The sequence below is a fragment of the Hymenobacter citatus genome, assembly GCF_014333615.1.
Classification (GTDB): Bacteria; Bacteroidota; Bacteroidia; order Cytophagales; family Hymenobacteraceae; genus Hymenobacter; species Hymenobacter citatus.
The window spans coordinates 285,194-297,685 of record NZ_JACSCY010000004.1; the positions used below are offsets into that span (position 1 = coordinate 285,194).

General features: G+C 49.9%; 9 protein-coding genes. All 9 read left to right on the forward strand.

Annotation, left to right across the window (positions count from 1 at the left end):
• The first annotated feature begins 110 nt into the window (after positions 1-110).
• The 9 genes from H8B15_RS07500 (at position 111) to cyoE (ending at position 12,482) form a co-directional block, all read left to right on the forward strand.
• The gene (locus H8B15_RS07500; protein ID WP_187319047.1) at positions 111-3,146 is read left to right on the forward strand and encodes a TAT-variant-translocated molybdopterin oxidoreductase; all 3,036 of its coding nucleotides are present in this window, start codon (positions 111-113) and stop codon (positions 3,144-3,146) included.
• A gap of 81 nt (positions 3,147-3,227) precedes the next feature.
• A complete protein-coding gene (gene nrfD / locus H8B15_RS07505; protein ID WP_246455346.1) occupies positions 3,228-4,685 on the forward strand; it encodes an NrfD/PsrC family molybdoenzyme membrane anchor subunit in 1,458 nt (485 codons plus the stop codon).
• The gene (locus tag H8B15_RS07510; RefSeq protein WP_185281017.1) at positions 4,678-5,205 is read left to right on the forward strand and encodes a DUF3341 domain-containing protein; all 528 of its coding nucleotides are present in this window, start codon (positions 4,678-4,680) and stop codon (positions 5,203-5,205) included. Before nrfD ends, H8B15_RS07510 begins: the two co-directional genes overlap by 8 nt.
• Positions 5,205-5,945, forward strand: a complete 741-nt coding sequence (locus tag H8B15_RS07515) for a c-type cytochrome (protein WP_187319048.1) — start codon at positions 5,205-5,207, stop codon at positions 5,943-5,945. Before H8B15_RS07510 ends, H8B15_RS07515 begins: the two co-directional genes overlap by 1 nt.
• A gap of 6 nt (positions 5,946-5,951) precedes the next feature.
• The gene (locus H8B15_RS07520) at positions 5,952-7,256 is read left to right on the forward strand and encodes a quinol:cytochrome C oxidoreductase (RefSeq protein WP_187319049.1); all 1,305 of its coding nucleotides are present in this window, start codon (positions 5,952-5,954) and stop codon (positions 7,254-7,256) included.
• A gap of 93 nt (positions 7,257-7,349) precedes the next feature.
• The gene (locus H8B15_RS07525; protein WP_187319050.1) at positions 7,350-8,438 is read left to right on the forward strand and encodes a cytochrome c oxidase subunit II; all 1,089 of its coding nucleotides are present in this window, start codon (positions 7,350-7,352) and stop codon (positions 8,436-8,438) included.
• Positions 8,439-8,462: 24 nt separating this feature from the next.
• Positions 8,463-10,325, forward strand: coding sequence for a cytochrome c oxidase subunit I (locus H8B15_RS07530; RefSeq protein WP_246455347.1), 1,863 nt, complete (start codon positions 8,463-8,465; stop codon positions 10,323-10,325).
• A 160-nt stretch (positions 10,326-10,485) separates the two neighbouring features.
• Entirely contained in the window at positions 10,486-11,574 is a 1,089-nt protein-coding gene (locus H8B15_RS07535; RefSeq protein ID WP_187319051.1) for a COX15/CtaA family protein, read from the forward strand.
• A 56-nt stretch (positions 11,575-11,630) separates the two neighbouring features.
• Positions 11,631-12,482, forward strand: coding sequence for a heme o synthase (gene cyoE, locus H8B15_RS07540; protein WP_187319052.1), 852 nt, complete (start codon positions 11,631-11,633; stop codon positions 12,480-12,482).
• Positions 12,483-12,492 lie beyond the last annotated feature (10 nt).

Below are 12,492 nucleotides of genomic sequence, written 5' to 3' on the forward strand. Positions count from 1 at the left end.
AGGTTCTTGCTAAGACAACCAATAAAAGATATTAAACAAGCCTTACTTGGAGATTATGCGGAGTCAGGATTATGACCCCAGTCCCCAAGACCCTAAGTCCCCATACACAAATGCAAGAGTCGCCTAAGTACTGGAAGGGAATTGAGGAACTGGAGAACTCGCCGGAGTTTGTGAAGAACGCGCTGACAGAATTCGCGGACTTCCTGCCGGTGAAAGAAACCTATGGCTCTTCCGACGCTGCGGTAGCCCCGCGCCGCGACTTCCTCAAACTGATGGGTTTCGGTATTGCTGCCGCTACCCTCGCCAGCTGCGAAACTCCGGTTCGCAAGGCTATTCCCTACCTGAATAAGCCACAGGAGGTAGACCCTGGTATTGCTAACTTCTACGCTTCTACCTACTTCACGGGCCAGGACTATAACAGCGTATTGGTAAAGACCCGCGATGGTCGACCAATTAAGCTGGAAGGCAACCCCGAGTCGCCGCTCACGCGTGGTGGCCTATCGGCTCGCGCTCAGGCGTCGGTGTTGAGTCTGTACGACGGTGCTCGTCTACAGCATTTCACCATCGACCGTAAGAAAGCCGATAAGAGCCGGGTAGATAATGAAATCCGCACGAAGCTGGCACAAGCTAGTCGTATTGCCATCGTGTCGCCTACCATTATCAGCCCTTCTACCAAAAAGGTTATTGCTGAATTTGCATCGCGCTACCCCAACACGGAGCACGTGCAGTATGACGTAGTTTCGGCTAGCGGCTTGCTACAAGCTAATGGTGGAGTATTGCCGAGCTATAATTTCAGCCAGGCGAATGTTATCGTAAGCCTTGGCGCTGATTTCCTCGGCACTTGGTTATCGCCAGTAGAATTTGCCAAGCAGTACGCCACTACGCGCAAAGTATCGAGCGAGAAGAAAACGATGTCGCGGCACTACCAGTTTGAAACGACAATGTCGTTGACGGGTGCCAATGCCGACACGCGCGTGCCAGTGAAGCCTTCTGAAATGGGTGCCGTGGCGCTAGCTCTGTACAATGCAGTAGTAGGCGGTGGCGGCGGTTCCTATAAGAATGCTACCCTAACCAAAGCTGCTAACGAGCTTAAGGCAAACCGCGGCCGTAGCCTTGTTGTATCGGGTTCCAATGATGCGAACGTACAGGCACTAGTAGCAGCCATCAACCAGTCGCTAGGTAACGTAGGTACAACAGTTGATTTAGCTAATCCTTCACTGGTTCGTCAGGGCAACGATGCTCGCATGACGCAACTGGTAAACGATATCAAAAACAAGAGCGTTGGCGCTGTTATTTTCTACAACGCTAACCCAGTATATGATCACCCCATGGGGGCAGATATTGCTGCGGCACTGCCCGGTTTACCTCTCACAATCTCGCTCAACGACCGGCTCGACGAAACCGGTTCTCTGTGCAAATATGCTGCTCCCGATCACCACTATCTGGAATCGTGGAATGACTACGAGCCGAAGCGTGGGTATCTAAGCTTAGCGCAGCCTGCTATTTCGCCGCTATTTGCTACCCGCCAAGCGCAAGAAAGCTTGCTGACTTGGGCTAGTAACAACACAAGCTATTACGATTACCTACGTGCCCAGTGGCGCGGGGTATTAGGTGCCAGCGGCTTCCAGGCTGCTTGGGATAAAGCGGTACATGACGGGGTAGTAATGGGTACTGCTTTACCCGCGACTGCTCCTACCACAGCTATGGATGCTGCTTCTGCCGCTACTGCGCTGAGTGCACCAGCAAAATCAGGTGACGTAGAGCTGGTACTATACGAAAAAGTAGGTATCGGTAATGGATCTGAGGCCAACAACCCATGGTTGCAAGAATTACCCGACCCAGTTTCTAAAGCGACTTGGGGTAACTATGTATGCGTGCCCTATGACATGGCAAAGGCCAATGACTGGGAGCAAGGCGATGTATTGAAAGTAACTGCTGCTAACGGTAAGTCGGTAGAGCTGCCGCTATTGATACAGCCAGGCCAGGCAAAAGGCACTATCGCTATTGCAATTGGCTATGGCCGTAAGCAGACCGGCAAAGTAGGCGATGGGGTAGGGGCGAACGTGTTGCCATTAGCCACAATGGCTGGCAACAGCATCGTATATGCCACCACTGCTAAGCTAGACAAAACCGGCGCTAACGAGACAATTGCTCAGACCCAAACGCACCACACCATCATGGACCGCAAGGCCGTGGTGCAGGAAGCGACGCTGGCGAAGTACATTGAGAATCCGAAAGAGGTAACCGAGTACGAGAAAATTGCTACCCCTGATGGGCTAGAAGCTCCCGCGCGTGTATCGTTGTGGCAAGACTACGAGTATAAGAACCACCACTGGGGTATGGCCATCGACCTCAACTCATGCATCGGCTGCGGCTCGTGCGTGATTGGGTGCCAGGCTGAAAACAACGTAGCGGTAGTAGGTAAGCAGGAGGTAATCAACCGTCGTGAGATGCATTGGATGCGCATCGACCGTTACTACAGCTCCGACCACCACCGCGATGAGTTCGAGACGGAAGGTAAGTTGGCTACGTACGCTGCGATGGAAAATCCGGCCGAAAATCCAAAAGTGATTTTCCAGCCGCTGATGTGCCAGCACTGCAACCACGCTCCCTGCGAAACGGTATGCCCCGTACTAGCTACTACCCATAGCTCGGAAGGTCTCAACCAAATGACCTATAACCGTTGCGTAGGCACGCGTTATTGCGCCAATAACTGCCCATATAAAGTGCGTCGTTTCAACTGGTTCTCGTACTACACCAACGAGAAGTTTGAAAACGTGAACGGCCATATGTTCACTGATCTTGGCCGCATGGTCCTCAACCCCGACGTAACGGTTCGGGCCCGCGGTGTAATGGAGAAATGCTCGCTCTGCGTGCAACGTATTCAGCTTGGTAAGCTGGAAGCGAAGAAGCAGAAGCGTCGTCCGAAGGATGGTGAAATTGTGTCGGCTTGCGCTCAGTCTTGCCCCACTGAAGCCATCGTATTCGGTGATATGCGTGACCCGGAGTCGCGGATTTCGAAGCTACTACGTCGTGAAGACGGTGAGCGGGCTTTCCACGTCCTCGACCAAATCAACGTGCAGCCGAATATCACGTACCTGACTAAAATCCGGAACGTGGAGAACGGAAATGAATTTGTGATCTAGCCATTGAGAATAGGAGTGGGCCGTTCGATACTACGTGTTACGATCAGCCTGCTTCCTGCCACTTCCTTTAAATAAACCACTATGCAGCACGTATCGCCTGTACGGGAGCCGCTCGTAACCGGGGGGAAAACGTACCACGACATCACGCAGGACGTGTGCCGGCAGGTAGAAGCCAAGCCGAATATTCGGTGGATGGCGGCCCTGGCCGTTGCCCTATTCTTCCTTGGCGTATTTCTCTATTCTGTATACCGTACCCTATGGTATGGTATCGGGGAATGGGGCCTCAATAAAACCGTTGGCTGGGCCTGGGATATCACCAACTTCGTGTGGTGGGTAGGGATTGGCCACGCCGGCACTCTGATTTCTGCCGTACTGTTGCTGTTCCGCCAAAAATGGCGTTCGTCCATCAACCGTGCAGCCGAAGCCATGACGATTTTCGCCGTAATCTGCGCGGCTATGTTCCCAGTATTGCACATGGGCCGCCCATGGCAGGCTTATTGGGTATTTCCGCTACAGAATACGTTTGGTTCGTTATGGGCAAACTTTAACTCACCGCTGCTGTGGGACGTATTCGCCATCTCAACTTACTTCTCGGTTTCGTTGGTTTTCTGGTACATCGGTCTGATTCCTGACTTTGCTACCATCCGCGACCGAGCTAAGGGTCCGATTGCTAAAGTAGCATACTCCATGCTGAGCATGAACTGGAAAGGTTCAGCTAAAGCTTGGTCACGTTATGAAACAGTCTCGCTGATTCTGGCAGGTGTATCGACTCCGCTGGTACTATCGGTACACACCATTGTATCGATGGACTTTGCAACCTCCGTAGTACCGGGCTGGCATACTACGATCTTCCCGCCCTACTTCGTAGCTGGAGCTATTTTTTCGGGCTTCGCTATGGTACTGACGTTGATGCTCATTACGCGGGTAGTGTTTAAGTTGGAAGACTACATCACGCTCGAGCACATCGCGCTGATGAATAAGATCATGATGATTACGGGCTCTATTGTAGGGGTAGCGTATATCACCGAGTTCTTCATTGCTTGGTACTCACAGGTAGAGTTCGAACAGTACGCATTTATCAACCGTGCAACGGGTCCTTACTGGTGGGCCTACGCGTCGATGATGACTTGCAACGTAATTACGCCCCAGTTGGTGTGGTTCCGCAAAGTGCGATACAGCATTCCGATGACGTTCGTACTGTCGATTATTGTAAACATCGGCATGTGGTTCGAGCGTTTTGTAATTATCGTGACCTCCCTGCACCGCGACTACCTACCTTCGAGCTGGGCTATGTTCTCTCCCTCGATTATCGACATCGGTATCTATGTAGGTACAATGGGTCTATTCTTCACCCTATTCCTGCTGTTCGCCAAATTCTTCCCGGTTATCAACATGGCAGAGGTGAAAACAATCCTGAAATATGGTGTAGACAACGGTCCTACCTATACGGGCCACGACCCACATCACGCTCCTACGCATCACCACACTACCCCTGGCGTACCGGCTTCCGCTCCCATAACTTATACCAAACATGACTAAGCGTTTCGCCCTCGGCGTTTTCGATGACGAAGACGTACTCCTGCACGCCATTGAGAACGTGCGCGCAGCGGGAGTGAAGATTTACGATGTATTCACGCCTTTCCCTATCCACGGCATTGATGACGCCCTGGGTATTGAGCGAAGCCGTCTACCTATTGCCGCCTTCTTCTACGGCTTATGCGGTTTGTCTTTCGCCCTGTGGATGCAGATCTACATGCTAGGTTTCGACTGGCCCATGATTATCGGTGGCAAGCCGCACATTTCGTTGCCAGCATTCATCCCGGTTTCATTCGAATTGACGGTATTGTTTACTTGCCATGGTATGGCCATTACCTTCTTTATCATTACAAGCATGTATCCCAAGCCAAAAGTGCAGGTGATGGATGTGCGTTCGACGGATGATAAATTTGTGATGGCTATCGAACTGAAGGACGATACAAGCAATCTAGGCCAGTTGACTCAACTGTTGCGTGATAATGGCGCTTCAGAAGTCAACGAAAAAGAAATGACTAAGAACTAATGGCGCATTCGCTGAAAATAGGTCTGCAAGCGTCGTTGATGGCATTTGGAGCAATCTGTACGACTGCTTGCCACGACGCCAATGACACCGGCATCGAATATGCGCCGGAGATGTACGAATCTATTCCGTATGAGCCTCTGCGGCAAATCACGGCTAACACAATCAACCCAATGGGTATCAACCAGCGTACACCGCCGGTAGGTACTGTTCCACTGGGTAAGCTCGACTACTACGATCATATTCCAAAAGATAGTGTTGAGCAGGCTTCGCGTCGTTTGACGAACCCGCTGGCTTACACGCAGGAAAATTTAGTAGAAGGACAAACCCTTTATGCTCGCAACTGCCAGCATTGCCATGGTGAACAAGGCGATGGGCAAGGTCCAGTTGGCCAGAAGTTCAAAGGTGTGCCGAACTACTCTGCCGGAGCTTATAAGACAATGAACGATGGTCATATTTACCACGTCATTGAATGGGGCAAGGGTCGCATGATGCCACATGGTTCGCAGGTTAATCCAGAAGAACGGTGGAAAATTGCTATGTACGTTCGGGCGCTGCAACTAGGTGAAGGACCTGATGGCCTAGCCAAAATGGTGAAGGCAGGACCAAAGAGTTCCGCTGCAGATTCAACCGAAACTTCTGATTCATCTAATCAGTCTGCGGTAGGAGAAGCACAAGCTGGAACTGGTTCGGCTACTCCCGGACAGGGTAATACAAAAGCAACTAACGGAACGGCGAACTAAGGAACTATGGCAACACTGACGCACCACGAAAGCGCCACGGCTGAACACCTGGTACTTTCGTCTGAAACCCGTAAAAAGTTTATTTGGCTAATTCTGGCCGGCGTTGTTTTATTTGTCATTGGCGTAGCTATGGCCCTTTTGGGGGTAGGCGCTGAGCACGCTGCTGGACACGAGGCTGCTGGTCATGCTGGGGCTCACCATGGTAGCCCACTGTGGATTAAGCGCATCATCGTGAGCGTGTGGCACAGCAACATTTTCTTTCTTGGCTTATCGGTTGTAGGTACTGTTTGGGTCGCAATCAATACGGTTGCCTACGCTGGTTGGTCAGCTGCAATTCGGCGTGTGCCAGAAGCAACTAGCGCTTGGATTCTACCCGGCGGTGTCATTCTGGTTATTGTGTTCCTGTTGAACCTATGGCACAGTGACATCTTCCACTGGACAACACCAGGGATTATGACGCCCGGAAGTGAGAATTACGACGCTATCATCGCTGGTAAGAGTGGTTTCCTTAGCGTACCTTTTTACCTGATTCGCACTGTATCTTACCTCGTAATTTGGTGGGTATTCACGGAGCGCCTACGTAAACTGTCACTAGAAGAAGACTTGAATGGTGGTACGTATTACTTCCATCAAAGCATCAAAACAGCTGCACTGTTTCTCGTACTGTTCGCCGTTACAGAATCGATGTCGGCCTGGGATTGGGTAATGTCAATAGACACGCACTGGTACAGCACGATGTTCGGCTGGTATGTCTTCGCTAGCTGGTGGGTATCGGGCATTGCTGCCATTACGCTTTGCACCATCTTCCTGAAGCAAGCGGGTTACTTACGATTTGTTAATTCCAGCCACTTGCACGATCTAGGCAAGTTTATGTTTGGTTTCAGCATCTTCTGGACCTACGTGTGGTTCTCACAGTTCATGCTGATTTGGTATGCTAACATTCCTGAAGAGTCAGTATACTTCAACCAACGTCTTGGCGGTTTTGATAATGCCTATACTGGGCTGTTCTTCTTCAACCTAGTTATCAACTTTGCATTCCCTTTCTTGGTGTTGATGACCCGCGATGCCAAGCGCCAAATGATCATGCTGAAGATTGTAAGCATTGCCATTCTGGTAGGCCACTGGTTTGACTTTTATTTAATGATCATGCCTGCAACTATGCGGGGAAATAATGGGTTTATCATTGAAATAGGCACTGCGTTGGTATTCTTAGGTAGCTTTTTGTTGCTACTCACGAAGCGCTTATCACAGGCTTCTTTGGTTCCCGTCAATCATCCTTTCCTCGACGAGAGCATCCATCACACGACTTAAATTTTAGACGCTGGAAATTGAAAGCTGACAGGTAGAAGTTTGTTCTTTCTTCGCTTTTCGATTTCCAGCTGCTAGCTTCTAACTTCTTCACAAATGATTGCTCTTGGTATTCTGCTGGTTCTGGTGTTGCTGCTGGTCGTGTTTGGCCTGCTGTTTCGCCTCCAGATTCTGACGTCCATTTTCTCAGGTAGCTCTAACCGTGAAATCGGTACCAGCAACCGTGTAAATGCGGTTTTATTCCTGGTTTTTCTAGTTGTTGGCGGTGCGGCTTTCGCATGGTCGTTCGCAGACAGCTTTGATGCCATGAATCCTCCTATCGCTTCCGTACACGGCCATGCGTTGGAGAAGATGTTCTGGACCACCATGGTTATTCTGGGTATCGCTTTTGTATTGACCCAGGTACTTTTGTTTGGGTACTCCTATAAATACCAGCATCGTGAGGGTCGTCGTGCGTTTTTCTTTGCGCACAACAATAAAATCGAAATCATCTGGACGTTGATTCCTGCTGTTGTCATGGCAGCTTTGGTTTTCGCTGGTTGGAAGGAATGGACGCGTATTACTGGTCCTGCTCCTAAGGATTCGGTAGTTATCGAAGTAATGGGCAAGCAGTTTGGCTGGTTGGCTCGCTACCCCGGTCGTGACCAGAAGCTTGGAGTAGTGAATTATCGTCTGATTGATGCTTCTAATGATTTTGGTCTTGACTTGAGCGACCAGAGTTCTTTGGATGACATCACCTTCTCCTCGGGTGCTTTGCATATTCCTAAAGGCCACCCTATTATGTTCAAGATTCGTTCGCGCGATGTCCTGCATGCTGTGTACATGCCTCACTTCCGGGTGCAGATGTACGCCGTACCTGGTATGCCTACTAAGTTTTGGTTCACGCCTACCCTGACGACTGAGGAAATGCGTGCTAAGACTGGTAACCCTAAATTCACTTATGAATTGGCTTGCAACCAAATATGCGGTCGGGGCCACTTTGCCATGCGAATGGAAGTGATTGTGGAGGAACCAGAAGATTACATTGCTTGGTTGTCGCAACAGAAATCCTTCTCGTCGCAGAATCCTGAAATTCTGGCTAACTTGAAGAAAAAAGCACAGGGTCAGAAAACGATTGGAGCAACTGCTCCAGTAGGTCCGGCTGCTACAGCCGCTGTACAATCGGCTACTCCAGCTTCGTTGTAATTACATTTTAACGCACGCTTCTCTATGGCTGCTAATATTCCTACTAACGCACAGGCGCAGGGTGGTATTGGTGTATCGGTTCCGCATACCGAGCACGAAGATCATCTGCACCATGATGAGCACCACGAGCAAAGCTTTATTTCGAAGTACGTCTTTAGTACGGACCATAAAGTAATTGCCAAGCAGTTCCTCATCACAGGTATTTTCTGGGCCATTCTAGGCGGCACATTGTCTAGCTTGTTCCGTTTGCAACTCGGCTGGCCTGAGGCAACTCTGGAATGGCTGACACCAGTATTAGGTAAATGGGTAGAGGCTGGTAAGCTGAACCCCGAGTTTTACCTCGCTTTAGTGACGATGCACGGTACCATCATGGTATTCTTCGTGCTGACAGCAGGTTTGAGCGGTACTTTCTCAAACTTCCTGATTCCGTTGCAGATTGGCGCTCGTGACATGGCTTCGGGCTTTATGAACATGCTGTCCTACTGGTTCTTCTTTATTTCCAGTGTGATTATGTTCTCGTCGCTGTTTATTGAGACGGGTCCAGCTGCTGCTGGATGGACAATCTATCCTCCGCTGAGCGCTCTGCCGCAGGCTATTCCTGGTTCAGGTGCTGGTATGACTCTTTGGTTGGTGTCGATGGCTCTGTTCATTGTCTCGCAGCTGCTTGGTGGTGTTAACTATATCACGACTATCATCAACCTGCGTACCCGCGGTATGTCGATGTCGAAGCTGCCACTCACTATTTGGTCGTTTTTCTTGACGGCCGTACTGGGTCTGTTGGCTTTCCCCGTACTTTTCTCGGCAGCATTGCTCCTGATCTTTGACCGTTCGTTCGGTACAAGCTTCTTCTTGTCAGACATTTATATTGCTGGTCAGGCTCTACCGAACACAGGCGGTAGCCCCATTCTGTTCCAGCACTTGTTCTGGTTCTTGGGTCACCCTGAGGTATACATCGTGATTATGCCGGCCATGGGTATGGTATCGGAAATCATGGCCACCAACGCTCGTAAGCCCATCTTCGGCTACCGTGCTATGATTGGTTCGCTTCTCGGTATCTCATTACTTTCCTTCGTTGTATGGGCTCACCACATGTTCGTGACAGGTATGAACCCTTTCTTGGGTTCAGTCTTCATGTTCTTGACGCTCATTATTGCGGTGCCTTCAGCTGTGAAAACGTTTAACTGGCTGGCTACCCTGTGGCGTGGTAATATCCGATTCACTACGGCCATGCTATTCTCGATTGGCTTTGTATCCTTGTTCGTTTCGGGTGGTCTGACGGGTATCATACTAGGTAACGCTGCGCTGGATATTCAGATGCACAATACCTACTTCGTAGTAGCTCACTTCCACTTGGTAATGGGTAGCTCGGCATTCTTCGGCTTGTTTGCTGGTGTGTATCACTGGTTCCCGAAAATGTTCGGCCGCATGATGGACGAGAAGCTTGGCTATATCCACTTCTGGTTGACTTTCCTCGGTGTGTATTTGGTTTTCTTACCCATGCACTATGTAGGTATTGCCGGTTTCCCCCGCCGTTATTACTCGTGGACTGGCTTCGATACATTCAGCCAGTTCGCTGACCTGAACAAGTTCATCTCGGTGGCTGCCATCCTGGCTTTCTTCGCGCAATTTGTTTTCATCTTCAACTTCTTCTACAGCATCTTCCGCGGCCGTCGGGCTACGGAGAATCCTTGGCAGTCGAACACGTTGGAGTGGACTACGCCAGTTGTTCCTGGTCACGGTAACTGGCCTGGTGCCATCCCTGCTGTGTACCGTTGGCCTTACGACTACAGTAAGCCTGGTGCTGAGACGGATTTCATTCCGCAGAACGTACCCTTCTCGCAAACGCAGTCGTCGAATATGCCTTACGAGCGAGAAATGGCTGACTAGATTTTGCCTGAGTGTTTTTTCAAACGGGCCGCTGTATTTACGGCGGCCCGTTGCTATTTATTCGGATGAAGAACATGCCCAAATAAATTTGGCATTTAATCAATTTTTTGGAGCAACACGCTAGTGAACTTTGTTTCACTAAGAAGAAGATTTATCAGCTATGCGCGCACCTGCTTTCGTCCGCCGGTTTCGGTTTTTCGGTGTACTCACTGTTGTATCAGTTTACTTATTGATTTTAGTAGGAGGTATTGTGCGTAGCACAGGCTCTGGTATGGGTTGCCCAGACTGGCCGAAATGCTTTGGAACGTGGGTGCCGCCTATCAATATCAGTCAGCTTCCGGCTGATTACAAGGAAGTATATACAGCGCAACGCGTGGCTAAAAACAAGCGATTGGCGACAACGCTTGAGCGTTTCGGTTTTAGGCAGGTAGCAAGCAATATTTTTGCTCACCCAACGCAGTACATAGAAACTGATTTCAATCCGGTAAAAACCTGGATCGAATATGTAAACCGCCTGGTAGGGGCCTTGATTGGTGTATTTGTCTTCCTGACGGCTGTATTAGCGTGGCCCTACTGGCGCCGCGACCGAACAGTGTTCTGGCTGGCCTTTTCAGCCTTCATCCTAACAGGAGTACAAGGTTGGTTAGGTTCATTGGTTGTTTCTACCAATTTGCTGCCCATCATGATAACCATTCATATGGGATTGGCGCTACTTATTGTAGCCATACTGATTTACGCGGTAGAGCGCTCACAACGGGAGACGGTAGAGGTCGAAAGAAGTAGTGAAGCACCCATAGCTGCTGGAATGTCGGGCTGGCTATGGCTACTTGTGTTGCTGACGTTCGCACAGATAGTGTTAGGTACCCAGGTACGTGAACAGGTTGATTTAGTAGCTACTGCAAACGGCTACCTACAGCGACAAACTTGGATTGACCAGCTAGGAAGCGTTTTCCCGGTACACCGTACGTTTTCAGCGGTGCTGTTACTGCTGAATGCTTATGTGGTGTATCAGTTGTATAGGCAGCCTAATAGGCGCTTGCAGCGCTTAGCAACTGTAGTAATAGGTGTAATCGTAGTAGAGATTCTAGCTGGGATTACGTTAGCTTATTTTAGTCTGCCAGCAGCGGTTCAGCCAGTGCACCTTTTGCTAGGGACTTTGTTGTTTGGGGCGCAGTTCGTCTTATTGTTGGCCTATCGGCACACTCGGAAAACAGTAGGGCAGGCGGCGTTTCCGCGGGTTGTTGCGTAACTTTGCGCCCCGCATTTGGCCGAGTCTAAGGGCCAATTATCAGTTTAATCTCTCGGATGTCTAAAGCCAGAGCGTTTTTTCAGCTACTCAAGTTTCGTCTGGCTCTCACGGTAGCCTTTTCCAGTGCCATTGGCTACCTATTAGGGGCTCGTGAGCTTGATTTGAGTAGGGCACTGCTGGTACTGGTGGGTGGCTTATTGGTAACGGGCTCAGCTAATACCATCAATCAAATTTTTGAGAAGGATCTTGATAAGCTAATGAAGCGCACCGCTAAGCGCCCTATTCCTACAGGGGTAGTGAGCGTGACGGAAGGTTGGACATTTGTTTTTGTAACGGGTATCCTAGGTCTCGGAATCCTAGCATACTTCTTCAATCCACTAACAGCAGCGTTGTCATTGCTTTCGCTGATTTTGTACGGGTTCATCTATACGCCGCTTAAAACAATTTCACCCGTGTGCGTGGCCGTTGGCGCTATTCCGGGTGGGATGCCGCCTATGATTGGTTGGGTGGCTGCTACCGGCGTGTTAGGGGTAGAGGCTTGGATTCTGTTCGGCATTCAGTTTATGTGGCAGTTCCCGCACTTCTGGGCTATTGCCTGGGTGCTGGACGATGATTACAAGAAAGCTGGTTTCAAAATGCTGCCTACCCCAGGTGGTAAAGACCTGCGCACAGCCATCCAGATCATGACCTACACGCTGGTGCTGATTCCGCTGAGCCTGTTACCAACTGTTTTCCATATGACGGGCACTACATATGGAATAATTGCTGTGGTATGTGGAGTTTTATTCCTGGGGCAAACGTTCTATCTCATGCGTACCTGTTCCAAGAAAGCGGCGATGAGCATCATGTTTGGCTCGTTTCTCTACCTGCCTATTGTTCAGATTGCGTTGGTATTCGATAAACTGTAACCTACCCGAG

Coding starts and splice junctions, on each gene's coding strand:
- H8B15_RS07500 (WP_187319047.1), top strand. CDS start 111: ATGCAAGAGTCGCCTAAGTACTGGAAGGGAATTGAGGAACTGGAGAAC.
- nrfD (WP_246455346.1), top strand. CDS start 3,228: ATGCAGCACGTATCGCCTGTACGGGAGCCGCTCGTAACCGGGGGGAAA.
- H8B15_RS07510 (WP_185281017.1), top strand. CDS start 4,678: ATGACTAAGCGTTTCGCCCTCGGCGTTTTCGATGACGAAGACGTACTC.
- H8B15_RS07515 (WP_187319048.1), top strand. CDS start 5,205: ATGGCGCATTCGCTGAAAATAGGTCTGCAAGCGTCGTTGATGGCATTT.
- H8B15_RS07520 (WP_187319049.1), top strand. CDS start 5,952: ATGGCAACACTGACGCACCACGAAAGCGCCACGGCTGAACACCTGGTA.
- H8B15_RS07525 (WP_187319050.1), top strand. CDS start 7,350: ATGATTGCTCTTGGTATTCTGCTGGTTCTGGTGTTGCTGCTGGTCGTG.
- H8B15_RS07530 (WP_246455347.1), top strand. CDS start 8,463: ATGGCTGCTAATATTCCTACTAACGCACAGGCGCAGGGTGGTATTGGT.
- H8B15_RS07535 (WP_187319051.1), top strand. CDS start 10,486: ATGCGCGCACCTGCTTTCGTCCGCCGGTTTCGGTTTTTCGGTGTACTC.
- cyoE (WP_187319052.1), top strand. CDS start 11,631: ATGTCTAAAGCCAGAGCGTTTTTTCAGCTACTCAAGTTTCGTCTGGCT.